27 protein-coding genes are annotated in these 26,344 nt (G+C 63.4%); 18 read left to right on the top strand and 9 right to left on the bottom strand.

Annotation, left to right across the window (positions count from 1 at the left end):
- Positions 1–5 precede the first annotated feature (5 nt).
- The 4 genes from murA (at position 6) to hisC (ending at position 4,430) form a co-directional block, all read left to right on the top strand.
- Complete coding sequence (gene murA, locus ACQ5BL_RS22770) at positions 6–1,274, top strand: UDP-N-acetylglucosamine 1-carboxyvinyltransferase (RefSeq protein ID WP_243805392.1); 1,269 nt, start codon at positions 6–8, stop codon at positions 1,272–1,274.
- A gap of 14 nt (positions 1,275–1,288) precedes the next feature.
- Entirely contained in the window at positions 1,289–1,924 is a 636-nt protein-coding gene (hisG, locus tag ACQ5BL_RS22765) for an ATP phosphoribosyltransferase (protein WP_017518137.1), read from the top strand.
- A 124-nt stretch (positions 1,925–2,048) separates the two neighbouring features.
- Positions 2,049–3,371: a histidinol dehydrogenase gene (gene hisD, locus ACQ5BL_RS22760; RefSeq protein WP_243805393.1), complete on the top strand. Its 1,323-nt coding sequence runs from the start codon at positions 2,049–2,051 to the stop codon at positions 3,369–3,371.
- Positions 3,372–3,374: 3 nt separating this feature from the next.
- Entirely contained in the window at positions 3,375–4,430 is a 1,056-nt protein-coding gene (gene hisC, locus ACQ5BL_RS22755; RefSeq protein WP_243805394.1) for a histidinol-phosphate transaminase, read from the top strand.
- A gap of 61 nt (positions 4,431–4,491) precedes the next feature.
- Here hisC and algW read toward each other — a convergent pair whose 3' ends face one another.
- Complete coding sequence (gene algW / locus ACQ5BL_RS22750) at positions 4,492–5,640, bottom strand: Do family serine endopeptidase AlgW (protein WP_207883681.1); 1,149 nt, start codon at positions 5,638–5,640, stop codon at positions 4,492–4,494.
- 113 nt (positions 5,641–5,753) lie between these two features.
- Here algW and ACQ5BL_RS22745 point away from each other — a divergent pair, with 113 nt between their 5' ends.
- The gene (locus ACQ5BL_RS22745) at positions 5,754–6,512 is read left to right on the top strand and encodes a Nif3-like dinuclear metal center hexameric protein (RefSeq protein WP_243805395.1); all 759 of its coding nucleotides are present in this window, start codon (positions 5,754–5,756) and stop codon (positions 6,510–6,512) included.
- Positions 6,513–6,685: 173 nt separating this feature from the next.
- Here ACQ5BL_RS22745 and mltB read toward each other — a convergent pair whose 3' ends face one another.
- Entirely contained in the window at positions 6,686–7,792 is a 1,107-nt protein-coding gene (gene mltB, locus ACQ5BL_RS22740; protein ID WP_243805396.1) for a lytic murein transglycosylase B, read from the bottom strand.
- A gap of 347 nt (positions 7,793–8,139) precedes the next feature.
- Here mltB and cysD point away from each other — a divergent pair, with 347 nt between their 5' ends.
- Positions 8,140–9,057, top strand: a complete 918-nt coding sequence (cysD, locus tag ACQ5BL_RS22735; RefSeq protein WP_243805397.1) for a sulfate adenylyltransferase subunit CysD — start codon at positions 8,140–8,142, stop codon at positions 9,055–9,057.
- A gap of 12 nt (positions 9,058–9,069) precedes the next feature.
- On the top strand, positions 9,070–10,971 hold the full coding sequence (gene cysN / locus ACQ5BL_RS22730; RefSeq protein WP_243805398.1) for a sulfate adenylyltransferase subunit CysN: 1,902 nt from the start codon (positions 9,070–9,072) through the stop codon (positions 10,969–10,971).
- A gap of 111 nt (positions 10,972–11,082) precedes the next feature.
- Here cysN and ACQ5BL_RS22725 read toward each other — a convergent pair whose 3' ends face one another.
- Together ACQ5BL_RS22725 and ACQ5BL_RS22720 are read right to left on the bottom strand one after the other, a co-directional pair.
- Positions 11,083–11,559 carry an REP-associated tyrosine transposase gene (locus ACQ5BL_RS22725; protein WP_243805399.1) on the bottom strand — a complete coding sequence of 159 codons (477 nt, stop codon included), beginning with the start codon at positions 11,557–11,559 and terminating at the stop codon, positions 11,083–11,085.
- A gap of 149 nt (positions 11,560–11,708) precedes the next feature.
- Entirely contained in the window at positions 11,709–12,149 is a 441-nt protein-coding gene (locus ACQ5BL_RS22720) for a YhcB family protein (protein ID WP_207883698.1), read from the bottom strand.
- Between the two features lie 139 nt (positions 12,150–12,288).
- Here ACQ5BL_RS22720 and ACQ5BL_RS22715 point away from each other — a divergent pair, with 139 nt between their 5' ends.
- The 3 genes from ACQ5BL_RS22715 to zapE all read left to right on the top strand — a co-directional run bounded on the left by ACQ5BL_RS22715 (position 12,289) and on the right by zapE (position 15,507).
- Positions 12,289–12,915: an alpha/beta hydrolase gene (locus ACQ5BL_RS22715; RefSeq protein ID WP_243805400.1), complete on the top strand. Its 627-nt coding sequence runs from the start codon at positions 12,289–12,291 to the stop codon at positions 12,913–12,915.
- A gap of 60 nt (positions 12,916–12,975) precedes the next feature.
- On the top strand, positions 12,976–14,316 hold the full coding sequence (locus tag ACQ5BL_RS22710) for a tryptophan--tRNA ligase (protein WP_243805401.1): 1,341 nt from the start codon (positions 12,976–12,978) through the stop codon (positions 14,314–14,316).
- A 96-nt stretch (positions 14,317–14,412) separates the two neighbouring features.
- Positions 14,413–15,507 (top strand): cell division protein ZapE, encoded by a 1,095-nt coding sequence (zapE, locus tag ACQ5BL_RS22705; RefSeq protein WP_243805402.1) that lies wholly within the window; start codon positions 14,413–14,415, stop codon positions 15,505–15,507.
- Positions 15,508–15,606: 99 nt separating this feature from the next.
- On the opposite strand, the gene ACQ5BL_RS22700 is transcribed toward zapE, so the two are convergent.
- Entirely contained in the window at positions 15,607–16,569 is a 963-nt protein-coding gene (locus ACQ5BL_RS22700) for a hypothetical protein (protein ID WP_243805403.1), read from the bottom strand.
- Positions 16,570–16,673: 104 nt separating this feature from the next.
- Positions 16,674–17,573: a GlxA family transcriptional regulator gene (locus tag ACQ5BL_RS22695; protein ID WP_207884156.1), complete on the bottom strand. Its 900-nt coding sequence runs from the start codon at positions 17,571–17,573 to the stop codon at positions 16,674–16,676.
- A gap of 253 nt (positions 17,574–17,826) precedes the next feature.
- On the opposite strand from ACQ5BL_RS22695, the gene ACQ5BL_RS22690 reads away from it, so the two are divergent.
- On the top strand, positions 17,827–18,972 hold the full coding sequence (locus ACQ5BL_RS22690) for an acyl-CoA dehydrogenase family protein (protein WP_243805404.1): 1,146 nt from the start codon (positions 17,827–17,829) through the stop codon (positions 18,970–18,972).
- 56 nt (positions 18,973–19,028) lie between these two features.
- Here the strand turns inward: ACQ5BL_RS22690 and ACQ5BL_RS22685 are convergent, their stop codons facing one another.
- Entirely contained in the window at positions 19,029–20,066 is a 1,038-nt protein-coding gene (locus ACQ5BL_RS22685; protein WP_243805405.1) for an NADP(H)-dependent aldo-keto reductase, read from the bottom strand.
- A 245-nt stretch (positions 20,067–20,311) separates the two neighbouring features.
- Here ACQ5BL_RS22685 and rplM point away from each other — a divergent pair, with 245 nt between their 5' ends.
- From rplM to ACQ5BL_RS22650, 7 genes are all read left to right on the top strand, one after another.
- Positions 20,312–20,740 carry a 50S ribosomal protein L13 gene (gene rplM, locus ACQ5BL_RS22680; RefSeq protein ID WP_015475857.1) on the top strand — a complete coding sequence of 143 codons (429 nt, stop codon included), beginning with the start codon at positions 20,312–20,314 and terminating at the stop codon, positions 20,738–20,740.
- Between the two features lie 14 nt (positions 20,741–20,754).
- Positions 20,755–21,147 (top strand): 30S ribosomal protein S9, encoded by a 393-nt coding sequence (gene rpsI / locus ACQ5BL_RS22675; RefSeq protein ID WP_017518120.1) that lies wholly within the window; start codon positions 20,755–20,757, stop codon positions 21,145–21,147.
- Positions 21,148–21,395: 248 nt separating this feature from the next.
- A complete protein-coding gene (gene petA, locus ACQ5BL_RS22670; RefSeq protein WP_207883724.1) occupies positions 21,396–21,986 on the top strand; it encodes a ubiquinol-cytochrome c reductase iron-sulfur subunit in 591 nt (196 codons plus the stop codon).
- Positions 21,986–23,197 (top strand): cytochrome b, encoded by a 1,212-nt coding sequence (locus tag ACQ5BL_RS22665; protein WP_207883726.1) that lies wholly within the window; start codon positions 21,986–21,988, stop codon positions 23,195–23,197. Before petA ends, ACQ5BL_RS22665 begins: the two co-directional genes overlap by 1 nt.
- Positions 23,197–23,979: a cytochrome c1 gene (locus ACQ5BL_RS22660; RefSeq protein ID WP_207883728.1), complete on the top strand. Its 783-nt coding sequence runs from the start codon at positions 23,197–23,199 to the stop codon at positions 23,977–23,979. Before ACQ5BL_RS22665 ends, ACQ5BL_RS22660 begins: the two co-directional genes overlap by 1 nt.
- A gap of 78 nt (positions 23,980–24,057) precedes the next feature.
- Complete coding sequence (locus ACQ5BL_RS22655) at positions 24,058–24,675, top strand: glutathione S-transferase N-terminal domain-containing protein (protein WP_207883730.1); 618 nt, start codon at positions 24,058–24,060, stop codon at positions 24,673–24,675.
- 11 nt (positions 24,676–24,686) lie between these two features.
- A complete protein-coding gene (locus ACQ5BL_RS22650; RefSeq protein ID WP_207883732.1) occupies positions 24,687–25,091 on the top strand; it encodes a ClpXP protease specificity-enhancing factor in 405 nt (134 codons plus the stop codon).
- A gap of 61 nt (positions 25,092–25,152) precedes the next feature.
- On the opposite strand, the gene ACQ5BL_RS22645 is transcribed toward ACQ5BL_RS22650, so the two are convergent.
- Together ACQ5BL_RS22645 and ACQ5BL_RS22640 are read right to left on the bottom strand one after the other, a co-directional pair.
- Positions 25,153–25,731, bottom strand: coding sequence for a BON domain-containing protein (locus ACQ5BL_RS22645; RefSeq protein WP_207883740.1), 579 nt, complete (start codon positions 25,729–25,731; stop codon positions 25,153–25,155).
- Positions 25,728–26,321, bottom strand: coding sequence for a phosphoheptose isomerase (locus tag ACQ5BL_RS22640; RefSeq protein WP_017518113.1), 594 nt, complete (start codon positions 26,319–26,321; stop codon positions 25,728–25,730). The genes ACQ5BL_RS22645 and ACQ5BL_RS22640 overlap by 4 nt, the downstream gene beginning before the upstream one ends.
- Positions 26,322–26,344: the final 23 nt, after the last annotated feature.

The raw sequence follows: 26,344 nt of genomic DNA, 5'->3' as shown, positions 1-26,344 counted from the left end.
TTGCAATGGATAAACTGATCATTACCGGCGGCACTCGTCTCGATGGCGAGATCCGCATCTCCGGCGCCAAGAACTCCGCGCTGCCGATCCTCGCCGCAACCCTGCTGGCGGACACCCCGGTGACCGTCTGCAACCTGCCGCACCTGCACGACATCACCACCATGATCGAGCTGTTCGGCCGCATGGGCGTACAGCCGATCATCGATGAGAAGCTCAACGTCGAAGTCGACGCCAGCACCATCAAGACCCTGGTGGCGCCCTACGAGCTGGTGAAGACCATGCGCGCGTCGATCCTGGTGCTCGGCCCGATGGTTGCCCGCTTCGGCGAAGCCGAAGTCGCGCTGCCCGGCGGTTGCGCCATCGGTTCGCGTCCGGTGGACCTGCACATCCGCGGCCTCGAAGCCATGGGCGCGCAGATCAGCGTCGAAGGCGGCTACATCAAGGCCAAGGCTCCGGCCGGCGGCCTGGTTGGCGCGCACTTCTTCTTCGATACCGTGTCGGTGACCGGTACCGAGAACATCATGATGGCCGCCGCGCTGGCCAATGGCCGCTCCGTGCTGGAAAACGCCGCACGCGAGCCCGAAGTCGTCGACCTGGCCAACTTCATCAACGCCATGGGCGGTGATGTCCAGGGTGCCGGCACCGACACCATCGTGATCAACGGTGTAAAAAGTCTGGGTGGCGGCGCCAAGTACAGCGTCATGCCCGACCGCATCGAGACCGGCACCTACCTGGCCGCCGCTGCCGCCACCGGTGGCCGCGTCAAGCTCAAGGATACCGATCCGACCATCCTCGAGGCCGTGCTGGCCAAGCTGGTCGAAGCCGGCGCACACATCACCACCGGCAGCAACTGGATCGAGCTGGACATGAAGGGCAACCGGCCGAAAGCGGTGAATATCCGCACTGCGCCGTACCCGGCATTCCCCACCGACATGCAGGCGCAGTTCATCTCCATGAACGCCATTGCAGAAGGTACCGGAGCGGTCATCGAGACCGTGTTCGAGAACCGCTTCATGCATGTCTACGAAATGAACCGCATGGGTGCGCAGATCCTGGTCGAAGGCAACACCGCCATCGTCACCGGCGTTCCGCAGCTCAAGGGCGCACCGGTCATGGCGACCGACCTGCGTGCTTCTGCCAGCCTGGTGATCGCTGCCCTGGTGGCCGAAGGCGACACCATGATCGACCGCATCTACCACATCGACCGTGGTTACGAGTGCATCGAAGAGAAACTGCAACTGCTCGGGGCGAAGATTCGCCGCGTGCCGGGCTAGGGCTGAGCCAGACCATGCTGACGATTGCCCTGTCCAAGGGCCGCATCCTCGACGACACCCTGCCGCTGCTCGCAGCGGCAGGCATCGTGCCGACCGAGAATCCGGACAAGAGCCGCAAGCTGATCATCCCCACCACCCTCGATGACGTGCGCCTGCTGATCGTGCGCGCCACCGACGTGCCGACCTACGTCGAGCACGGTGCCGCCGACCTCGGCGTGGCGGGCAAGGACGTACTCATGGAGTACGGTGGCCAGGGCCTGTACGAGCCGCTGGACCTGAAGATCGCCAACTGCAAGCTGATGACCGCCGGCGCGGTCGGCGCGCCGGAACCCAAGGGTCGCCTGCGCGTGGCCACCAAGTTCGTCAACGTCGCCAAGCGCTACTATGCCGAACAGGGCCGTCAGGTCGACGTGATCAAGCTGTACGGCTCGATGGAGCTGGCACCGCTGGTCGGCCTCGCCGACAAGATCATCGACGTGGTCGACACCGGTAACACCCTGCGTGCGAACGGCCTGGAGCCCCAGGAACTGATCGCGCACATCAGCTCGCGCCTGGTCGTGAACAAGGCTTCGATGAAGATGCAGCACGCTCGCATCCAGGCCCTGATCGACACACTGCGCGAAGCGGTGGAGTCTCGACACCGGGCGTAATTCTCAGCGCGGCACTCTGCCGCGCCCGCCTATCCGTGTCATAGCCAAATTTTCTCGGGTGCCCGCACGGTAGGCTTGATAGTCTTGCGGCGCCCGAGATCATGCCAATTAAAAGAGGCCAGCTATGACCGCACCCTTCGCTATCCGTCGACTCAACGCCGCCGATCCGGACTTCGCGCGTCATCTGGACCATCTGCTCTCCTGGGAAAGCGTGTCCGACGATGCGGTGAACCAGCGCGTGCTGGACATCATCGCCGACGTGCGCAGCCGTGGTGACGCCGCCGTTGTGGAGTTCACCCAGCGCTTCGACGGCGTCGACGCCAAGTCCATGGCCGACCTGATCCTGCCGCGCGAGCGCCTGGAGCTGGCCCTGACCCGCATCACTCCGGCCCAGCGCGAGGCGCTGGAAACCGCCGCCAATCGCGTGCGCAGCTACCACGAGAAGCAGAAACAGGACTCCTGGCGCTACACCGAAGCCGACGGCACCGTGCTCGGCCAGCAGGTCACCCCGCTGGATCGCGCCGGCCTGTACGTGCCCGGCGGCAAGGCGTCCTACCCATCCTCCGTGCTGATGAACGCCATTCCGGCCAAGGTTGCCGGTGTCGCCGAAGTGGTGATGGTGGTGCCGACTCCGCGCGGCGAGATCAATGAAATCGTCCTGGCCGCCGCCTGCATCGCCGGCGTCGACCGCGTCTTCACCATCGGTGGCGCCCAGGCCGTGGCTGCGCTGGCTTACGGCACCGAGAGCGTGCCGCAGGTGGACAAGATTGTCGGCCCGGGCAACATCTATGTCGCCACTGCCAAGCGCCACGTGTTCGGCCAGGTCGGCATCGACATGATCGCCGGCCCCTCCGAAATCCTCGTGGTCTGCGACGGCGGCACCGATCCCGACTGGATCGCCATGGACCTGTTCTCCCAGGCCGAGCACGACGAAGATGCCCAGGCCATCCTGGTCAGCCCGGACGCCGAATTTCTGGACAAGGTCGCCGCCAGTATCGAGAAGCTGCTGCCGACCATGGAGCGCGCCGAGATCATCCGCACCTCGCTGACCAATCGCGGCGCACTGATCCTGGTCGCCGACCAGGCGCGTGCCTGCGAGGTCGCCAACCGCATCGCCCCGGAACACCTGGAACTGTCCGTGGCCGACCCGGAAAGCTGGCTGCCGAAGATCCGCCACGCCGGCGCCATCTTCATGGGCCGCTACACCGCCGAGGCGCTGGGTGACTACTGCGCCGGCCCGAACCACGTGCTGCCGACCTCCGGCACCGCGCGCTTCTCCTCGCCGCTGGGCGTGTACGACTTCCAGAAGCGCTCCTCGATCATCTTCTGCTCCGCGTCGGGTGCTTCCGAGCTGGGCAAGACCGCTTCGATCCTGGCCCGTGGCGAGTCGCTGACTGCCCACGCGCGCAGCGCCGAATTCCGCATCCTTGACGACAAGAGTGAGTAACGCATGAGCAAATTCTGGAGTCCCTTCGTCAAGGAACTGGTGCCCTACGTTCCGGGCGAACAGCCGAAGCTGGCCAAGCTGGTCAAGCTGAACACCAACGAGAACCCCTACGGCCCGTCGCCGAAGGTGGTCGCCGCGATCCAGGCCGAGCTGAACGACACGCTGCGCCTGTACCCGGACCCGAACGCTGACCGCCTGAAGCAGACGATCGCCGAGTACCACGGCGTGAAGACCTCCCAGGTGTTCGTCGGCAACGGGTCGGATGAGGTCCTGGCTCATGCCTTCCACGCGTTGTTCCAGCACGGCAAGCCGCTGCTGTTCCCCGACGTGACCTACAGCTTCTACCCGGTCTACTGCGGCCTCTACGGCATCGACTTCGAAGCGCTGCCGCTGGATGAGCAGTTCCAGATTCGCGTCGAGGATTACGCGCGCCCCAACGGCGGCATCATCTTCCCCAACCCCAACGCGCCCACCGGTTGCCTGCTGCCGCTGGAGGCCATCGAGCGCCTGCTGCAAGCCAGCCCGGACAGCGTGGTGCTGGTGGACGAAGCCTACGTCGATTTCGGCGGGGAGACTGCGATTTCCCTGGTCAATCGCTACCCGAACCTGCTGGTGGCGCAGACCCTGTCCAAGTCGCGCTCGCTGGCGGGCCTGCGGGTCGGCTTCGCAGTCGGTCACGAAGACCTGATCGAAGCGCTGGAGCGGGTGAAGAACAGCTTCAACTCCTATCCGCTGGACCGCCTGGCCCTGGCCGGCGCGGTGGCGTCCTTCGAGGACCAGGCCTATTTCGAGCAGACCTGCAACGCTGTTATCCACAGCCGCGAGAAGCTGGTCGCCGAGCTCAAGACCCTGGGCTTCGACGTGCTGCCGTCGGCGGCGAACTTCATCTTCGCCCGTCATCCGCAGCGTGATGGCGCCGAGCTGGCCGCAGCCCTGCGTGAGGAAGGCGTGATCGTGCGTCACTTCAAGCAGCCGCGGATCAACCAGTTCCTGCGCATCAGCATCGGCACCGAGGAGCAGAACCAGGCGCTGGTGGATGCGCTGCGTCTGAAGCTGTAAGGCTTTCGCAGTAAACGAAAACGGCGCCCTCGGGCGCCGTTTTCGTTTTCGGGTTCTGGCCTCAGCCGCCGTTAGGAGTCGGCGGCGGGCGCAGGCCGACTTCGGCGTTGAGCGTCACCGGTTTGCCATTGCGCAGCACCTGGATCTCGATCTTCTCGCCCGGCTTGGTGCGCGCCACCTGGTTCATCGAGCGGCGGCCATCGCCGGCGACCTCCCCATCGATGCTGAGGATGATGTCGCCCGGCAGCAGGCCGGCCTTAGCGGCAGGGCCATCGCGATAGACGCCGGCGACGACGATGCCGGCCTTGTCCTTGAGGTCGAAGGATTCCGCAAGTTCCGGGGTCAGCGGCTGGACTTCCACGCCGAGCCAGCCGCGGATCACCTGGCCGTGCTCGATGATCGACTGCATGACTTCCAGGGCCAGCTTGGTCGGGATGGCGAAGCCGATGCCCTGGGAGCCGCCGGACTTGGAGAAGATCGCGGTGTTGATGCCGATCAAGTTGCCGTTGGCATCCACCAGTGCGCCACCGGAGTTGCCCGGGTTGATCGCCGCGTCGGTCTGGATGAAGTCTTCGTAGGTGTTCAGGCCCAGCTGGTTGCGGCCGGTGGCGCTGATGATGCCCATGGTCACGGTCTGGCCGACGCCGAAGGGGTTGCCGATGGCCAGGCAGACGTCGCCGGTGTGGATACCGTCGGAACGGCCGAGCATGATCGACGGCAGGTCCTTGAGATCGATCTTCAGCACCGCGAGGTCGGTCTCGGGGTCGCTGCCAACCAGCCGGGCGATGGTCTCGCGGCCGTCGCGCAGGGCCACGACGATCTGGTCGGCGCCGGCGGTCACGTGGTTGTTGGTCAGCAGGTAGCCTTCCGGGCTCATGATCACCGCCGAACCCAGGCTCGATTCCATGCGCTTCTGCTGCGGCAGGTTATCGCCGAAGAAGCGACGGAACAGCGGATCGTCGAGCATCGAGTTGTTCGGCTTGCTGACCATCTTGGTGGTGTACAGGTTGGCCACCGCGGGCGAGGAACGGGTCACCGCGTCGGCGTAGCTGACCGGGCCCTGCTGGAGACGGCTGAGCAGGGGCGCTTGCTGCAGATGCACTTCCTGTTGCGGTAGGCCGACCCACTGGGGGTTATGCTGGATGATCAGTAGCGCCAAGAGGACGCCAACCAGCACGGGCCAGCCGAGGAAACGCAGGGCCTTCAGCATCGAAGAAAATCCTTGGGGTTGCTTGGCCGGGGGATGGCCGATAGGGTGGCGGCCATTATACGGGCGGCGGGCCAAGAAAATAGACGTTCGCCGCCGTTGTTGGAGGAATTTCGATGGCTATCGCACTGAGCACGCTGGTCGAGGAAGCGGACCGTTTTCTCGATGCGGCGAAGATCCAGGATTACTGCCCCAACGGCCTGCAGGTCGAGGGGCGCCCGCAGGTGCGCCGCATCGTTTCCGGCGTCACCGCCAGCCAGGCGCTGCTGGATGCCGCCGTGGAAGCCGACGCCGATGTGGTGCTGGTGCATCACGGCTATTTCTGGAAGGGCGAGAACCCTTGCGTGGTCGGCATGAAGCAGCGGCGCCTGAAGACCCTGCTGAACCGCGACATCAGCCTGCTGGCCTATCACCTGCCGCTAGACCTGCACCCCGAGGTGGGCAACAACGTGCAGCTCGGCCGCCAGCTCGGTTTTGAGATCGAGGGGCCGCTGGAGCCGGGCAATCCGCGCTCCATCGTGCTGGTCGGCTCGCTGCCCGAGCCCGTGCTGCCGAGCGATCTGGCGATCCACGTGCGCGACGTGCTGGGGCGCGAACCGCTGCTGGTGGAAGGCGAGCGGCCGATCCGCCGCATTGCCTGGTGCACCGGCGGTGCCCAGGGCTATATCGACCAGGCGATCGCTGCCGGCGTGGACGCCTACCTGACCGGTGAGGTTTCCGAGCAGACCGTGCACAGCGCGCGGGAAAACGGCATCAGCTTCATTGCCGCCGGCCACCACGCCACCGAGCGCTACGGCGTGCAGGCGCTGGGGGATTACCTGGCCAAGCGCTTCGCCGTTGAGCATCTGTTCATTGATTGCCCGAATCCCGCCTGAGAGCCTGATTACGATCTGCTGCGCGTCGGCACAACTGCGTTAAAAACAGGCTCGGAATGCTCATTTACAGCTCGTAAACTCCGCGTCCTCGCCTGTTTTTGCCTTGTTCTGCTCTAGCTCGCGAGATCGTAATCAAGCTCTAGGGCCGGCACGGCCGACCTCGGGCGGAACGCTTACGGCGTCGTCGCGTAGCGCTGGCGCGCCTGGCCTACGGCCTTGCCCAGTTCCCACACGGCCATGGCGTAGTGGGTGCTGTGGTTGTAGCGGGTGATCACGAAGAAGTTCGGCAGGCCGTACCAGTACTGGTAGTTGCTGCCCATGTCCAGGCGCAGCAAGCTGGCCTGCTGGTGGCCGTTGAGCGAGCCCTGCGGGCGCAGGCCGACGGCGGACAGGGTGGCGACCGGGTACAGGGTCTGGAAGCCATTCTCCAGCGATGGCGCCTGGCCGCTGGCGGGCACCGCCACCATGTCGCCACTGATCCAGCCATGCTGCTTGAAGTAGTTGGCCACGCTGCCGATGGCGTCGCGCGGGTTCCACAGGTCGATGTGACCGTCGCCGTCGAAGTCCACCGCGTACTGGGTGAAGGATGAGGGCATGAACTGCCCGTAGCCCATGGCGCCGGCATAGGAGCCGCGCAGTGCCAGCGGGTCGTCGCCCTCCTTGCGTGCCTGCAGGAGGAACTGCTCCAGTTCGCCGCTGAAGAACTCGGCACGGCGCGGGTAGGAGAAGGACAGGGTCGCCAGTGCGTCGATGATCCGCGTCTTGCCCATCACGCGACCCCAGCGGGTTTCCACGCCGATGATGCCGACGATGATTTCCGGCGGTACGCCATAGGTACGGTAGGCGCGCATCAGGTCGCCCTCGTACTGGTTCCAGAACTGCACGCCATTTTGCACGTTGCCCGGGGTGATGAACTTCTTCCGGTAGCGCAGCCAGGCGCCGTTCGGCCCGCTGGGCGGCGTGTAGGTCGGTGCCTGGCGGTCCATCAGGCGGATTACCCAGTCCAGTTCCTGGGTCTGGGCGAACAGGTCATGCAGGTCCTGCCGGTTGAAGCCGTGCTTGCTCACCATCATGTCGATGAAGCGATTGGCATTGGCATTGTTGGCGTAATCGCCGCGCAGCGGGGTGATCGGCTGCACCGAGCCGAACGCCGGATGGGCGCTCGGGCTGATGAGCGTGGGGGCCTGCGGCTTGGCGGCGGCCTGTGGAGCGGGTGTGGGTTTGCTGCTGCACGCTGAAATCAGGACAAGCAAAGGCAGAGCGAAAGCGATGCGGCGCATGGGAAATCTTCTGGGGCGGGTAAAAGTGCTCGCTATGCTAGCGCAGCGCGCTTTCCAGGCAAGCGCAAGTCGCGAAGTACTGGCTCTCAATCTGTTGCAGGAAGCGTTTCCGGATGATCGGCAGGGCGCATTCGAGGAGTCATTCGCGGCGCGTTCGGGTCTTCGTATCCCAGGTGCTGGAATGCCATGCAGGCCGGCAATCCCGCGGGCTTCACCCGTGAGCGCGGACGGCTATATGTGTATATTTTTTCGGTATAAAAGGCGCGCCGGTTAGAGTCTCGCGCTGTGTTAGAGTGCGCCCTCGTCTACGGCCCGAAGGCCGTCCATAAGCAATTCCGTGAGTAGCCATGGTCGACAAACTGACGCATCTGAAACAGCTGGAAGCGGAGAGCATCCACATCATCCGCGAGGTGGCCGCCGAGTTCGATAACCCGGTGATGCTGTACTCGATCGGCAAGGACAGCGCGGTGATGCTGCATCTCGCGCGCAAGGCCTTCTTCCCCGGCAAGCTGCCGTTCCCGGTGATGCACGTCGACACTCGCTGGAAATTCCAGGAGATGTACAGCTTCCGCGACAAGATGGTCAGTGACCTGGGCCTGGACCTGATCACCCACATCAACCCCGATGGCGTGGCGCAGGACATCAACCCCTTCACCCACGGCAGCGCCAAGCACACCGACATCATGAAGACCGAAGGCCTCAAGCAGGCCCTCGACAAGTACGGCTTCGATGCCGCCTTCGGTGGTGCCCGCCGCGACGAGGAGAAGTCCCGCGCCAAGGAGCGCGTCTACTCCTTCCGCGACAGCAAGCACCGCTGGGACCCGAAGAACCAGCGTCCCGAGCTGTGGAACGTCTACAACGGCAAGGTGAAGAAGGGCGAGTCGATCCGCGTCTTCCCGCTGTCGAACTGGACCGAGCTGGACATCTGGCAATACATCTACCTGGAACAGATCCCGATCGTGCCGCTGTACTTCGCCGCCGAGCGCGAAGTCATCGAGATGAACGGCGCGCTGATCATGATCGACGACGAGCGCATCCTCGAGCATCTCACGCCCGAGCAGAAGGCCAGCATCCAGAAGAAGATGGTGCGCTTCCGCACCCTGGGCTGCTACCCGCTGACCGGAGCGGTGGAGTCCACCGCTACCTCGCTGCCGGAAATCATCCAGGAAATGCTGCTGACGCGGACTTCCGAACGCCAGGGCCGGGTCATCGACCACGATGCCGCAGGCTCGATGGAAGAAAAGAAACGTCAGGGCTACTTCTAAGGTTCTCGCACCATGTCGCATCAATCCGATCTGATCAGCGAGGACATCCTCGCCTACCTGGCCCAGCACGAGCGCAAGGAACTGCTGCGCTTCCTCACCTGCGGTAATGTCGACGACGGCAAGAGCACCCTGATCGGGCGCCTGCTGCATGACTCCAAGATGATCTACGAGGACCACCTCGAGGCCATCACCCGCGACTCGAAGAAAGTCGGCACCACCGGCGATGACGTCGACCTGGCGCTGCTGGTGGACGGCCTGCAGGCCGAGCGCGAGCAGGGCATCACCATCGACGTGGCGTACCGCTACTTCAGCACCGCCAAGCGCAAGTTCATCATCGCCGACACTCCCGGCCATGAGCAGTACACCCGCAACATGGCCACCGGCGCGTCCACCTGCGACCTGGCCATCATCCTGATCGACGCCCGCTACGGCGTGCAGACCCAGACCCGCCGGCACAGCTTCATCGCCTCGCTGCTGGGCATCAAGCACATCGTCGTCGCCATCAACAAGATGGACCTGAAGGACTTCGATCAGGGCGTGTTCGAGCAGATCAAGGCCGACTACCTGCAGTTCGCCGACAAGATCAACCTCAAGACCAATTCCCTGCACTTCGTGCCGATGTCGGCGCTGAAGGGCGACAACGTGGTCAACAAGTCCGAGCGCTCGCCGTGGTACACCGGCCAGTCGCTGATGGAGATCCTCGAGTCGGTCGAGATCGCCGGTGACCGCAACCTCGACGACATGCGCTTCCCGGTGCAGTACGTCAACCGCCCGAACCTGAACTTCCGTGGCTTCGCCGGTACCCTGGCCAGCGGCATCGTGCGCAAGGGCGACGAAGTCGTGGCCCTGCCGTCGGGCAAGGGCAGCAAGGTCAAGTCCATCGTCACCTTCGAGGGTGAGCTGGAGCAGGCCGGTCCCGGCCAGGCCATCACCCTGACCCTGGAAGACGAGATCGACGTTTCCCGCGGCGACATGCTGGTGCACGCCGACAACCGTCCGCTGGTGACCGACGGCTTCGACGCCATGCTGGTGTGGATGGCCGAAGAGCCGATGCTGCCGGGCAAGAAGTACGACATCAAGCGCGCCACCAGCTACGTGCCGGGCTCCATTCCGAGCATCACCCACAAGGTCGATGTGAACACCCTGGAAGAGACCGCTGCCAGCGAACTCAAGCTCAACGAGATCGCCCGCGTGAAGGTCAGCCTGGATGCGCCCATCGCGCTGGACGGCTACGGCCAGAATCGCACCACCGGCGCCTTCATCGTCATCGACCGCCTGACCAACGGCACCGTCGGTGCGGGCATGATCATCGCCGCCCCGCAGGCGGGCCATGGTACTTCCACCCACCACGGTGCCAACGCCCACGTCGCTCGTGAAGAACGCGCTGCACGCTTCGGCCAGCAACCGGCCACCGTGCTGTTCAGCGGCCTCTCCGGCGCCGGCAAGAGCACCCTGGCCTACGCCGTGGAGCGCAAGCTGTTCGACATGGGCCGCGCGGTCTATGTGCTGGATGGCCAGAACCTGCGCCATGACCTGAACAAGGGACTGCCGCAGGATCGCGCCGGCCGCACCGAAAACTGGCTGCGCACCGCTCACGTGGCCAAGCAGTTCAACGAAGCCGGGCTGCTCAGCCTGTGCGCCTTCGTCGCCCCGAGCGCCGAAGGCCGCGAGCGCGCCAAGTCCCTGATCGGAGCCGAGCGCCTGATCACCGTCTACGTCCAGGCGTCTCCGCAGATCTGCCGCGAGCGTGATCCGCAGGGCCTGTATGCCGCCGGCCAGGACAACATCCCGGGCGAGTCCTTCCCCTACGACGTGCCGCTGGATGCCGACCTGGTGATCGACACCCAGACCCAGTCGGTGGAAGACGGCGTCAAGGCAGTCCTCGACCTGCTGCGCCAGCGCGGCGCGATCTGATCGCTCCAAGGCTGCAATGAAAAAGCCCCGCTCATGCGGGGCTTTTTCTTTTCCGGTTGGGTGCGGGTGGGGGCGCCGGCTTTCGTAGGAGCGGACTTTGTCCGCGATCAATCACAGCCATACGGCGTTCCAGAAGGGATAATCACCTACGCGCTTCACTATTCCGGCTCGTATTGGATTGGCGACTATGTACCTTGCCGTTGGTAGCACCTCATCCTCGCTGCGCAAGGCGTGATCATGGAAGGCTGATGCCCAGATAGCCCCGCGTCTGCCATGGATCTTGTTGAAGCAGCGCGAGCTGATGGCCTTCAGACGTCCGACACTGATCTCCAGTCGTTCGCCGCTACCCAGTTGCAATAACCAGTGTGCGTGGTCCGGCATCAGCACCCAGGCCAGTAGATGGTTCTCGCCAAGAGCCAGCTTCTTTTCGAAGCAACGGGCGACAGTGCAGGCCAAGCTGAAGTCCGAGAACAAGGGGGCTCTGTTCTGTGTCGTGGCAGTCAGCAGGTAGATTTCACCGGCAATCGATGCCCGGCCTTTGCGTAAGGCCTTATGTCCTGCCTGCCGGGCTGCTCCATCTGATTTCACGTGTCAGCACTCCAGTGGAGTGCTGACTATCGCGGACGGAGTCCGCTCCTACGAAGAGCCCGGTGTCCGGTGTATTTGTGGGCAGGTTCGTAAATTGCCGCGCACAAAAAAGCCCCGCAAATGCGGGGCTTTTTCTACGGAACGAAGACTCAGTACTTGCCTTTCAGCCCATACGTCTCGTCCAGCGTGCCCGGGCCTTCACTCGGCTTGGGCGCGTAGTCGCGCGGTGCTTCGTTGTTCGCCGGCGGGGTCAGGCGCTCGCGGCGCTCGGGGTATTCGTCGGCGTGCAGGGCGGCCAGCAGGCGCTGCTTGGTCTGCTCGTCCAGGGCCAAGCGTTCGGCGCCCTCGGACAGGTGGTCCTGAACGTCCTGATAGCTCTGGGTGAGCTTCTTCATCAGGCTGGCGGAGGTGTTGAAGTGGGTCACCACTTCGCGCTGGTAACTATCGAAACGATCCTGCATGTCGTCCACCTGGCGCTGCAGCTTGTTCGGCGCGGCGTTGGGGAGCAGGCGGGCGATCAGGAAGCCGATGGCGCCCCCGACGATCAGGGCGAGTAGCGGCAGCAACCAGGTGGTGAGGGACTGTTCCACGCGAATCCTTCCTCTATAGACGGCTTTGCTTTACGTTAGCGGCTTGCACCTGTGCTTGTATACCGTGGCGAACGCTTCGCCGCCTGCGCAGGTATTGTGCTAGACGAGACGACCCGCCACGGGGTCACGGAGTTGTTGTTTGACCACCCGCGAAATCCCTCTGTTCCTCGACGGCCCCGACGGCCAGCTGGAAGCCCTGCACCTCGCCACACCCGACGCCAACGGCGTCGCGCTGATCTGTCATCCGCATCCGCTGTTCGCCGGCACCATGCAGAACAAGGTGGTCGCTACCTTGCAGCGCGCCGCACGGGATGCAGGATACGCCACGCTTCGTTTCAATTTTCGGGGCGTGGGTCAGAGCGGCGGCAGTTATGCCGAAGGCCGCGGCGAGATCGATGACGCACTGGCTGCCGCGCGCTGGCTGGCCGGACAGCATCCGGGCCTGCCGCTGACGCTGATGGGCTTTTCCTTCGGCTCCTGCGTGGCTGGCAACGCCGCCGAGCGCCTGGAAGAGGAGGGCGCCGCGCTGGCGCAACTGTTCATGCTGGCGCCGCCGGTGGAGCGTTTCGATGTCGACCTGCCCGAACGCTGCCCGCTCACGGTGATCCAGCCGGAGGCCGACGAAGTGGTCACGCCCGAGCGTGTCTACGCCTGGAGTGCCGAGCTGAGCAAGCCGCACGAACTGATCCGCATCCCCGAGTGCAGCCATTTCTTCCACGGCAAGCTGATCGAGCTCAAGGACCTGATACAGGCCCGGCTCGCCTAGGCCGCCGAGCCGCGTTACCATCCGGCCCGCCATTTCATTTGTGTTGATTCCTGGATTCCCATGACGACCCGTATCCTGACCGGCATCACCACCACCGGTACTCCGCACCTGGGCAACTACGCCGGCGCCATCCGCCCGGCCATCGTCGCCAGCCGCGATCCGCAGGCAGATTCCTTCTATTTCCTGGCCGACTACCACGCGCTGATCAAGTGCGATGACCCGGCGCGCATCCAGCGTTCGCGCCTGGAGATCGCCGCCACCTGGCTGGCCTGCGGCCTGGATGCTGACAAGGCGACCTTCTATCGCCAGTCCGACATTCCCGAAATCCCCGAACTGACCTGGCTGCTCACCTGCGTCAGCGCCAAGGGCCTGCTCAACCGCGCCCACGCCTACAAGGCCTCGGTGGACAAGAACGTCGAGGCCGGCGAAGACCCGGACGCCGGCGTCACCATGGGTCTGTACAGCTACCCGGTGCTGATGGCCGCGGACATCCTGATGTTCAACGCGCACAAGGTGCCGGTCGGCCGCGACCAGATCCAGCACGTGGAAATGGCCCGCGACATCGGCCAGCGCTTCAACCACCTGTTCGGCAACGGCAAGGAACTGTTCACCCTGCCCGAGGTGGTGATCGAGGAAGACGTGGCGACCCTGCCGGGCCTGGACGGTCGCAAGATGTCCAAGAGCTACGACAACACCATCCCGCTGTTCGGCAGCGCCAAGCAACTCAAGGACGCCGTGGCCCGCATCGTCACCGACTCCCGCGCGCCGGGCGAGCCGAAGGACCCGGACAACTCGCACCTGTTCACGCTCTACCAGGCGTTCGCCACCCACGAACAACAGGCCGCGTTCCGCGCCGAGCTGCTCGGCGGCCTGGCCTGGGGCGAAGCCAAGCAGCGCCTGTTCGAGTTGCTCGACAACGAGCTGGGCGAGGCCCGCGAGCGTTACCACGCGCTGATCACCCGTCCGGCTGATCTGGAAGATATCCTCCTGGCCGGCGCTGCCAAGGCCCGCCGCATCGCCACCCCGTTCCTCGGCGAACTGCGCGAGGCCGTCGGCCTGCGTTCGTTCCGCGAGCAGGTGCAGGTGGCGACCGAGGGCAAGAAGAAAGCCGCCAAGGCCGCGCGTTTCGTCAGTTTCCGCGAGGACGACGGATTCCGCTTCCGCCTGCTGGATGCCGCGGGCGAGCAGCTGCTGCTGTCCATCGCCTTCGCCGATGGCAAGGCCGCGGGCCAGGTGACCAAGCGCCTGCAATCCGAGGCGCTGGACCTGCACGCCGAGCTGAATGCCTTCAGCGTGCGCCTGGATGGCAAAGCCGTGGCCTACAGCCCGGAATTCTCCACCGACGCGGAGCGCGACGCCGCCATGCAGCGTCTGCGCGAGGCCCTCGCTCCCCAGGAGTGACGGCTCTGGCAGGCCGGTCCGACTACCGGCCAATTGCCAAGCAACGGGGGCGCCGCTAAAGTGTGCGCCCCCGTTTTCGTTACCTTGCTACCGATCATGACGCCTCTTCAGCGCTACCAGGAAGACCTGAAACGCCCCGATTTCTTCCACGACGCCGCGCAAGCGAACGCCGTGAAGCATCTGCAACGCCTCTATGACGATCTGGTCGCCGCCGAAAAGGGCAAGTCCGGGCTGTTCGGCAGGTTGCTGGGCAAGAAATCCCAGGAGCCGGTGAAGGGCCTGTATTTCTGGGGCGGCGTCGGCCGTGGCAAGACCTACCTGGTGGATACCTTCTTCGAAGCGCTGCCGTTCAAGCAGAAGATGCGCACGCACTTCCACCGCTTCATGAAGCGCGTCCACGAGGAAATGAAGACCCTCAAGGGCGAAAAGAACCCGCTGACCATCATCGGCAAGCGTTTCGCCGACGAGGCCCGGGTGATCTGCTTCGACGAATTCTTCGTCTCCGACATCACCGACGCGATGATCCTCGCGACCTTGCTGGAAGAGCTGTTCAAGAACGGCGTCAGCCTGGTAGCGACCTCCAACATCGTGCCGGACGGCCTGTACAAGGACGGCCTGCAGCGCGCCCGCTTCCTGCCGGCCATCGCCCTGGTCAAGCAGTACACCGAAGTGGTCAACGTCGACAGCGGCGTGGACTACCGCCTGCGCGCCCTGGAGCAGGCCGAGCTGTACCACTGGCCGCTGTCCGAGCAGGCCGAACAGGCCATGACCCGCGACTTCAAGGCGCTGACCCCGGAATGTGCCGCGGCGACCCGCGATGACGCGCTGATGATCGAGAACCGCGAGATCCGCGCGCGCATCACCTGCGACGACGTGGCCTGGTTCGAATTCCGCGAGCTGTGCGACGGTCCGCGCAGCCAGAACGACTACATCGAGCTGGCGAAGATCTTCCACGCCATCCTGATTTCCAACGTCGAGCAGATGAACGTGGCCAAGGACGACATGGCCCGCCGCTTCATCAACCTGGTGGACGAATTCTACGACCGCAACGTCAAGCTGATCCTCTCCGCCGAAGTGGAGCTCAAGGACCTGTACACCGGCGGCCGCCTGGAGTTCGAATTCCAGCGCACGCTCAGCCGTCTGCTGGAAATGCAGTCCCACGAATACCTGAGCCGCCCGCACCGTCCCTGACGGATCGGCGAACGAAAAAGGCTGCCCTCGGGCAGCCTTTTTCGTTTTGGGAAATGCTGGGCGCTCCTACGAAAAGCCCTCCGGCGTGGATGGTAGCGATCAGCGCTGCGCCATCTCCTGCTGCGCCTTCTTCAGCAATTGCTGGGCATGGGCGACTTCAAGCGCCTCCATGGCGTTGATCGGCTGGATCGCCACGGCTTTCTTCAGCTGCTCCAGCGCCTTCTGCTCCTCATCTTCTCCGTACACATAGGTCAGCGCGTTGGCATATTCGTAGTGCCCGATCGGCAAGTCGCTGGCGGCGCGGAAAGAGCGGGCGAAGTACTGCTCCATCTGGTCCGCGCTGACCCCGTAGGTCATCTTGCCCACCAGCTTGCCGACCTTGCGGATCACACCGGCTTCGTAGCCACCATAGAGCGCCAGGGCGAACGGTTGGTTGGGCTGCTTGGCCAGCAGTGCATCCAGCTCCTTGGGAATCTGGCCGGTGTAACCGCGCTTGAGCACCACTGGCACGGGCAGGTCTTCGGCCAGGCGCGCCTTGGCATAGGCGCGGCCAAACTGGGCGATGGGGTCGGCATTGAGCAGCGGGCCGGCCTGGTCGGTGTAGCTGATCACTTCTTCCAGCAGGCGCTGTTTCTCTTCCTGGCTCGGCGCCAGGAACAGGGCGTAGAGGGTCTGGGCGAACATCGCCGGCACCTGGCCGCCGACGCCCAGCGCCAAGCCGTCCTTTTTGGCCTGGGCGAAGTCGCCGCGGAACACCTTGCGCCACACCTCCTGCAGCTTTTCTGCGTAGACCTGGGCTTCCTCCGGCTTGCCGGTGAAACCGGTGCCGGCGGCCACGGTTTTCTCCAGGGCGTCGGGATGCCGGGTGGCCATGGTCACCACCCAGTCGGCATCGGGGAAGGGGTAGTTGCCGAAGCCGCGGGTCAGCTTCGGCCAGGCGGCGCGCAGCTTGTCGCCGCTGTAATCGAAGGCGCTCTGGTCATAGGGGAAGGGTTTCCAGGTGTCGTCCGCCACAGCGGTGAGGCTGAAGGCGGCCAGCAGGGCAAGCAGAAAGCGGCGCATGGCGATATCCCGTCGGGTTCTTGTTGTCGAAACTGCTCTTGAGCGAGTCAGCCGATCATAGGACGCACCCCACGTCCGCGAACCCATCCTAGGAATGGCGTGTTTCAGCCTTCCTTCTGTTCGTACTGGCGTCGGTAATGATTCGGCGACAGCCCGGTGTGCTGACGGAACAGGCGAGCGAAAAAGCTGGCGTCGTCGTAGCCGACTTCGTAGCTGATGGTCTTGATGCTCTTGCGGGTGGTGGACAGCAGGTTGCGCGCGGTCTCGATGCGCAGGCGCTGCAGGTAGTGCAGCGGCTTGTCGCCGGTGGCGGCCTGGAAGCGGCGCATGAAGTTGCGGATGCTCATGCCGTGATCGCGGGCCACGTCCTCGAAGCGGAACTTGTCGCAGAAGTGTTCTTCCAGCCAGTGCTGGATCTGCAGGATCGTCGGGTCGTGGTGCAGTTTCTGCCCGCCGAAGCCCAGGCGCCCTGGCGTGTAGGTGCGCTGCACCTCGTAGAGGATGTCGCGGGCAACGCCCTGGGCGACGGTGGCGCCGCAGAAGTGCTCGATCAGATAGATGTACAGGTCGCGCACCGAGGTCAGGCCGCCGGCGCTGTAGATGTTGTCGGCGTCGACGATGTGCTTGTCCTGGTTCAGCAGCACCTTGGGGTAGCGCTCGGCGAATTCGCGGAAGAAGCGCCAGTAGGTGGTCGCTTCCTTGCCGTCCAGCAGGCCGGCCTCGGCCAGCCAGAACACCCCGGACACCTCGCCACAGAGTACGCTGCCGGCGGCGTGGCGCTCGCGCAGCCAGGGCAGCACCTCCGGGTAACGGCTGAAGAGCTCGTCGAAGTCGCCCCAGAAGGCGGGAAGGATCACCAGTTCCGGCTCGTCCAGCGCGCCCTGCACCGGCAGCGTATCGCCGCTGAAGCTGATCACGGGCTTGCCGTCCGGGCTGATGATGCGGATCTCGAAGCCGGGTTGCAGGCCCAGGCCTTGCTGACGTCCGTGACGCAGGCTGGCCATGTGGAAGAAGTCCTTGGCCTGCATCAGGGTGGAGCCGAAGACGCCATGGGTGGCGAGGATGCTGACGCGGCGCAGCACGCTGGAAGCTGGGGTGGGCATCGATTCTTGTACTTCTTATGGATGTCTTGGCATGACGCTAAAGTGGTCATGATGCGGCGGGATCGTCTTATTTTTTGGCGAAAGTGTCCAGTGCAGAGCGGTTCGTGCTTGGCCTACAGTCGGCCTTCCAATAATTCCTACAGCCGATCCGCAGGTGCACCGCATGATTCCAAGAACCCTGTTCAGTTCCGACCATGAGCTGTTCCGCGACAGCGTCCGCAAGTTCCTCGAACAGGAGGCGGTGCCCTTCCATGCCCAGTGGGAAAAGGACGGTCACGTCGATCGCCAGCTGTGGAACAAGGCCGGCGAGGCGGGGATGCTCTGCTCGCACCTGCCCGAGGCCTACGGCGGCATGGCGGCGGACTTCCTCTACAGCGCCGTGGTGATCGAGGAGATCGGTCGGCTTGGGCTGACCGGTATCGGCTTCTCCCTGCATTCGGACATCGTCGCGCCCTACATCCTTCACTACGGCAGCGAAGAGCTGAAGCAGCGCTATCTGCCCAAGCTTGTTTCCGGCGAGATGGTCTCCGCCATTGCCATGACCGAGCCGGGCGCCGGCTCCGACCTGCAGGGCGTGAAAACCACCGCCGTGCTGGATGGCGACGACTACGTGATCAATGGTTCCAAGACCTTCATCACCAACGGCTGGCTGGCCGATCTGGTGATCGTGGTCGCCAAGACCGATCCCAAGGCTGGCGCCAAGGGCACCAGCCTGTTCCTGGTGGAGGCGGGGACGCCAGGCTTCTCCAAGGGCAAGCGTCTGGAAAAGGTCGGCATGAAGGCCCAGGACACCTCCGAGCTGTTCTTCCAGGACGTGCGCATTCCCAAGGAAAACCTGCTGGGCAAGGAAGGGCAGGGTTTCATCTACCTGATGCAGGAACTGCCTCAGGAGCGCCTGACCGTGGCCCTCGGCGCACTGGCGTCGGCTGAGGCGGCGCTGAAGTGGACGCTGGACTACACCCGCGAGCGCAAGGCGTTCGGCAAGTCCGTCGCAGACTTCCAGAACACTCGCTTCAAGCTGGCGGAAATGGCCACCGAGATCCAGGTCGGCCGGGTCTTCGTCGACCGCTGCCTGGAGCAGCACCTGGAGGGCAAGCTGGACGTGCCTACCGCGGCGATGGCCAAGTACTGGACCACCGACCTGCAGTGCAAGGTGCTCGACGAGTGCGTGCAACTGCACGGTGGCTACGGCTTCATGTGGGAATACCCGATCGCCCGCGCCTGGGCGGATGCGCGGGTGCAGCGCATTTATGCCGGCACCAACGAGATCATGAAGGAGATCATCGCCCGGGCTCTGTGACCGGCGTGGATGAAAAAAGCCCGGCATTGCCGGGCTTTTTCGTTTCGCAGGAGCGATCAGGGGGCCGGGTTCGGCTGGTCCTTGTGGATCGCCTCGATGCCGGCCAGCACCTCGTCGGAGAGCTTCAGTTCGAAGCTGCCGAGGTTGGCTTCCAGTTGTTCGAGGTTGGTGGCGCCAATGATGTTGCTGGTCACGAACGGCTGGCGGGTGACGAAGGCCAGGGCCATCTGCGCCGGGTCCAGGCCGTGCTCGCGGGCCAGCGTTACATAGCGGTCGCTGGCGCTCTCGCTCTGCGGGTTGGTATAGCGGGTGAAGCGGCTGAACAGGGTGATCCGCGCATTGGCTGGGCGCGCGCCGCCAAAGTACTTGCCCGAGAGCATGCCAAAGGCCATCGGCGAGTAGGCCAGCAGTCCGCATTGCTCGCGAATCGCGATTTCCGCCAGGCCCACTTCGAAGCTGCGGTTGAGCAGGTTGTAGGGGTTCTGGATCGACACGGCCCGCGGCCAGCCGCGCTCCTCGGCGATCTGCAGGAAGCGCATGGTGCCCCAGGGCGTCTCATTGGACAGGCCGATGTGGCGGATCTTGCCGGCGCGCACCTGCTCGTCGAGCGCTTCCAGGGTGTCTTCCAGCGCTGTGAAGCTTTCGTCCTTGTGCTGATAGCCCAGTTGGCCGAAGAAGTTGGTGCTGCGCTCGGGCCAGTGCAACTGGTACAGGTCGATCCAGTCGGTCTGCAGGCGCCTGAGGCTCCCGTCGAGTGCTTCGACGATGTTCCTGCGGTCGTGCTTGAGCTGGCCGTCGCGGATATGGCTGATGGCGTTGCCGGGGCCGGCGATCTTGCTGGCGAGAATCCAGTCGGCGCGATCTCCGCGCTGGCGGAACCAGTTGCCGATGATCTGCTCGGTGCGGGTGTAGGTTTCCGCGCGCGGCGGAACCGGGTACATCTCGGCGGTATCGATGAAATTCAGACCAGCGGCCTTGGCCCGCTCGATCTGGGCGAAGGCTTCGTCCTGCGTATTCTGTTCGCCCCAGGTCATGGTCCCCAGGCAGAGTGCGCTGACGTTCAGGTCGGTGCGGCCGAGCGGACGGTACTCCATGCAGGTCTCCTCATGAAAACAAGTGCGTGACACAGTTGAAAATTCTGCCGGAATCTGCATAATTCCGCAGCCTTTCATCGGTGGGGGATGCCAAGCCTGCCGATCGATACATCTAGTCGTTACGGACGCACACCGACCCGAGCCCCAATTCGTGTCTGTCTTCGGCTGTCCTTGACTTGTCAAGGCAACCACTGTCCAGTAAGATTCGCCGTCTTATTTTCAGGCGGCCCCTGAGGCTATAACGAATGAAAACTTATACCGCGAAACCAGAAACTGTTAAGCGCGACTGGTTCGTCGTCGACGCTGCTGGCCTGACCCTGGGTCGTCTGGCTACCGAGATTGCTACCCGCCTGCGCGGCAAGCACAAGCCGGAATACACCCCGCACGTTGACACCGGCGACTACATCGTCGTGATCAACGCCGAGCAGGTTCGTGTCACTGGCGCCAAAGCTACCGACAAGATGTACTACCATCACTCGGGCTTCCCGGGCGGTATCAAGTCGATCAACTTCGAGAAGCTGATCGCCAAGGCTCCTGAGCGTGTTATCGAGACTGCCGTAAAAGGCATGCTGCCGAAGAACCCGCTGGGCCGCGACATGTACCGCAAGCTGAAAGTGTACAAGGGTGCCAACCACCCGCACACCGCTCAGCAGCCTCAAGAACTGAAGATTTAACGGGATAGCTCATTATGTCGGCGACTCAAAATTACGGCACTGGCCGTCGTAAGACCGCTACCGCTCGCGTCTTCCTGCGTCCGGGCACTGGCAAGATCTCCATCAACAACCGCAGCATCGAGCAGTTCTTCGGTCGTGAGACCGCTCGCATGGTTGTCCGTCAGCCGCTCGAGCTGACCGAGAACACCGAGAAGTTCGATATCTACGTTACCGTCGTTGGCGGTGGTGTAAGCGGTCAAGCTGGTGCGATCCGTCACGGTATCACCCGCGCTCTGATCGAATACGACGAGACCCTGCGCAGCCCGCTGCGTAAGGCCGGCTACGTAACTCGCGATGCTCGCGAAGTTGAACGTAAGAAAGTCGGTCTGCGTAAAGCGCGTAAGCGTCCGCAGTACTCCAAGCGTTAATACGACGCTTCGAAAAAACGCCCAGATCCTTTGGACTGGGCGTTTTTTTATGTCTGTAATTTGTTCGTGCGGCAAGGTGTCGCATCCGTGTGAGCCCCGTCGTGCAAGGCTTTCGCTAACTTCGTATCTGGCTATTACCTTGTCAGCACAAGGGCTTTTCTTTACCATTTGGCGAATTTTTTGCGCGGCTCGAATTTTTACTTAAAAGCCTGAACTGAACAGGCTTGAAGCTGATGGGAGACGACTGAATGAGTAATGACGGCGTGAATGCAGGCCGGCGTCGCTTCCTTGTCGCGGCCACCTCGGTGGTTGGTGCGGCAGGAGCGGTCGGAGCTGCGGTCCCGTTCGTGGGGTCATGGTTCCCCAGTGCCAAGGCGAAGGCTGCTGGCGCGCCGGTGAAGGTCAACGTAGGGAAGATCGAGCCGGGCCAGCAGGTTATCGCTGAGTGGCGCGGCAAACCGGTGTTCCTGGTGCATCGCACCAAGGAAATGCTGGCCGCCCTGCCGACCCTCAACGGCCAACTGGCTGACCCCGAGTCGAAGGCTTCGGATCAGCCGGCGTACGTCGATCCCCAGCTGCGTTCGATCAAGCCGGAACTGGCCGTGATCGTCGGCATCTGCACCCACCTGGGCTGCTCGCCGACCTTCCGCCCGGAAGTCGCTCCCGCGGACCTTGGTCCGGACTGGAAGGGTGGCTACTTCTGCCCTTGCCACGGCTCTCACTACGACCTCGCCGGCCGCGTTTACAAGGGGCAGCCCGCTCCGATGAACCTGCCGATTCCGCCCTATACGCTGGATGGTGACGAGCTGACCATCGGTGTGGACCAGGAGAAAGCCTGATGAACAAGTTCATGGCTTGGGTCGATGCCCGCTTCCCCGCGACCAAAATGTGGGAAGACCATCTGAGCAAGTACTACGCCCCGAAGAACTTCAACTTCTGGTACTTCTTCGGTTCGCTGGCGCTGCTGGTCCTGGTCAACCAGATCCTCACCGGTATCTGGCTGACCATGAGCTTCACCCCGTCGGCGGAAGAGGCCTTCGCCTCCGTCGAGTACATCATGCGAGATGTGGATTACGGGTGGATTATCCGCCTGATGCACTCCACCGGTGCGTCCGCATTCTTCATCGTGGTCTACCTGCACATGTTCCGCGGCCTGCTCTACGGCTCCTACCAGAAGCCGCGCGAGCTGGTGTGGATCTTCGGCATGCTGATCTACCTCGCCCTGATGGCCGAGGCCTTCATGGGCTACCTGCTGCCCTGGGGCCAGATGTCCTACTGGGGTGCCCAGGTGATCATCTCGCTGTTCGGCGCCATTCCGGTCGTCGGTGAAGACCTGGCCCAGTGGATCCGTGGTGACTTCCTGATCTCCGGCATCACCCTGAACCGCTTCTTCGCCCTGCACGTGATCGCCCTGCCGATCGTCCTGCTCGGCCTCGTCGTGCTGCATATCCTGGCGCTGCACGAAGTCGGCTCGAACAACCCGGACGGCGTGGACATCAAGAAGAAGAAGGACGAGAACGGCGTACCGCTGGACGGCATTGCCTTCCACCCGTACTACACCGTCAAGGATATCGTCGGTGTCGTGGTCTTCCTGTTCATCTTCTGCACCGTGATCTTCTTCTTCCCGGAAATGGGCGGCTACTTCCTCGAGAAGCCCAACTTCGAGATGGCGAACCAGTTCAAGACCCCCGAGCACATCGCTCCGGTGTGGTACTTCACTCCGTTCTACGCCATTCTGCGTGCCGTTCCGGACAAGCTGATGGGTGTCATCGCCATGGGCGCAGCCATCGCCATCCTGTTCGTGCTGCCGTGGCTGGACCGTAGCCCGGTTCGTTCGATCCGCTACAAGGGCTGGCTGAGCAAGATCTGGCTGGTGATCTTCGCGGTGTCCTTCGTGATCCTCGGCTACTACGGCTCGCAAGCGCCGTCGCCGCTGGGTACCACGCTGTCCCGCCTGTGCACCATTCTGTATTTCGCCTTCTTCATCCTGATGCCGTTCTACACCCGGATGGAGAAAACCAAACCGGTTCCGGAAAGGGTGACTGGCTGATGAAAAAGCAATTCGCTGCATTTGTTCTAGCTCTGCTGCCTGTCTTCGGCTTTGCCTCCGAAGGCCATGGACCGGCTCTGGATCGCGTCGATATCGACCTGACCGACAAGGCTGCCATGCAGGATGGCGCGCGTACCTTCGCCAACTACTGCATGGGCTGCCACAGCGCCAAGTTCCAGCGTTATGAGCGTGTCGGCCGTGACCTGGGTATCCCCGAAGAGCTGATGATGAGCCACCTGGTGTTCACCGGTGCGAAGATCGGCGACCACATGGACATCGGCATGAAGCCGGCCGACGCCAAGGTATGGTTCGGCGCTGCGCCTCCGGACCTGACCCTGGTAGCTCGTGTGCGTGGTGCCGACTGGCTGTACACCTACCTGCGTTCGTTCTACGAAGATCCCAAGCGTCCGTGGGGCGTGAACAACAAGGTCTTCCCGAACGTCGGCATGCCGAACGTGCTGGTGAGCCTGCAGGGCCGCCAGGTCATCGGTTGCAAGCAGGTTCAGGTCGTCGAGGATGGCAAGAAGCAGTACGATCCGCTGACCGGTACTCCGATCACCCACGAGGCCTGCGACCAGCTGACCATCGTGCCGAAGTCCGGCCAACTGACCGAAGCCCAGTTCGACGAAAAGGTGAAGAACCTGGTGACCTTCCTGTCTTATTCGGCTGACCCGAACAAGCTGGAATCCCACCGCATCGGCACCTACGTCCTGCTGTTCCTGGCCTTCTTCTTCGTGTTCGCCTACCTGCTCAAGCGTGAGTACTGGAAGGACGTGCACTAAGCACTGCCAGCTGTAACAAGCGCGCGCCCTACGGGGCGCGCGCGTCTTTCTACCTCCCCCCGCGAGGAGGCGCGCGGCATGGCCGCAATCAATAAGCTCACCTGTTTTTCCGACCCTTCCTGCCATTACAGCCATCGCGTGCGCCTGGTGCTGGCCGAGAAGAGCGTCGTCGCCGATATCATTGACGTACCGGCCGGCAATATCCCGGCCAAGCTCGCCGAAGTGAATCCGTATGGCAGCCTGCCGACCCTGGTGGATCGCGATCTTGCGCTCTACGAGTCGACGGTGGTCATGGAATATCTCGATGAGCGTTATCCGCACCCGCCGCTGCTACCGGTCTATCCGGTGGCTCGTGCCAATAGCCGGCTGCTCATTCACCGCATCCAGCGCGATTGGTGCGCCCTGGTGGATCGTATTCTCGACTCGCGGCAGAAGGACGCCGAGCGTGCCTTGGCGAGAAAGGAATTGCGTGAGAGCCTGACAGGTGTGTCGCCGCTGTTCGCCGACAAGCCGTTCTTCCTCAGCGAAGAGTTGAGTCTGGTGGACTGCTGCCTGTTGCCGATTCTCTGGCGGCTACCGGTCCTGGGCATCGAGCTGCCGCGCCCGGCCAAGCCGCTGCTGGATTACATGGAGCGGCAGTTTGCGCGGGAAACTTTCCGTGCAAGCCTGTCCTCTATCGAACGTGATATGCGCTAAGGAGCCTGATGATGAACTCCAGTCGTCCCTACCTCGTGCGAGCCCTCTATGAGTGGATCGTCGATAACGGCTGCACCCCGCATATCCTGGTCAATTCCGAGTATCCGGGCGTACGAGTGCCGCCGGGCTATGCCAGCGACGGCCAGATCGTGCTCAACGTCTCGCCCACGGCGGTGCGCCACCTGCAAATGGACAACGAGGCAGTCAGCTTCGAAGGCCGCTTCGGCGGCGTCGCCCAGAGCCTGTACATCCCGTCCCAGGCCGTGATGGCCATCTATGCGCGGGAGAACGGTCAGGGCATGGTCTTCGACCTGGAGCCGCCGGTGCCGACCGATGACGAGGATCTGCCGGACGATGGCCCGTCCGACGAGCCGCCGCGCCCCAGTGGCCGGCCAAGCCTCAAGGTGGTGAAGTAATAAAAAAGGCGACCCGAGGGTCGCCTTTTTCATGCCTGCAATCCTGCAGTAATTGGTTCGCTCAGTCGATGTACTCGAACAGGCGGACGATCTTCTGCACGCCGTCCACGCCCTGTACCACCTGGGTGGCCAGGTCGCCTTCGCGCTTGGTCACCAGGCCCAGCATGTAGACGATGCCGTTCTCGGTCAGGACCTTGATGCGAGTGGAGGGAACATTGGCATCCGCCAGCATCTGGCTCTTGATCTTGGTGGTCAGCCAGGTGTCGTTACTGCGTGCGGCCAGGGAGGAGGGCTGCAGGATCTGCAGCTCGTTGTGCACGGTCTTGACCTTCTGCGTTTCCCGGGCGGCCTGTTCGGCCTTGTTCTTCAGGTCTGCGCGCGGAGTCTGGCCGGCCAGCAGTACCACGCCGTTGTAGCTGATCACGACGATGTGGGAGTCGCGGTCGAGGGCTGGGTCCGCCTTGGCGATGTTCACCGCCACCTTGGTTTCGATCAGCGAGTCGTCGATCTTGCTGCCAAGGGTGCGGGTGCCCTTGTCATCGTCGATCGGTTTGTCGCGGGTGGCGCTGACGAAACTGGTGCAGCCACCCAGGGCCATGGTCACGGCCAGCATGGCCGCGATCAGAGGGGTGCGGGTCATTCTTCACTCCCGAACAGTTGACGGTCAATTAGGTCGCACAGGCAATGGATGACCAGCAGGTGGACTTCCTGGATGCGTGCGGTGACCTTGGCCGGGACGCGGATTTCCACGTCTTCTGGCAGCAGCAGCGATGCCATGTTGCCGCCGTCGCGGCCGGTCAGAGCTACGACAACCATTTCGCGATCATGTGCGGCCTGGATCGCCTGAATGACGTTTGCCGAGTTGCCGCTGGTGGAGATCGCCAGCAGTACGTCACCCGGTTGGCCCAGGGCGCGGATCTGCTTGGAGAAGACTTCGTTGTAGCTGTAGTCGTTGGCAATCGAGGTGATGGTGGAGCTGTCGGTGGTCAGGGCGACCGCCGGCAGGCTCGGACGCTCGCGTTCGAAGCGGTTCAGCAGTTCGGAGGAGAAGTGCTGGGCGTCGCCGGCGGAGCCGCCGTTGCCGCAGGAGAGAATCTTGCCCTCGTTCAGCAGGGCGTTGACCATCACCATGCTGGCCTGCTCGATATGCGGGATGAGCACCTCGGTGGCCTGTTGCTTGGTCTCGATGCTGGCATGGAAGAGCTGGCGGATACGGGATTGCATGTCCATCAGGGATGACCTTTCGTCGGGCG

Source organism: Pseudomonas sp. B1-22 (assembly GCF_050474425.1).
In the GTDB taxonomy this organism is placed as follows: domain Bacteria; phylum Pseudomonadota; class Gammaproteobacteria; order Pseudomonadales; family Pseudomonadaceae; genus Pseudomonas.
Note: the sequence above shows the minus strand (reverse complement) of the source record. Positions and strands in the feature narration are given on the sequence as shown.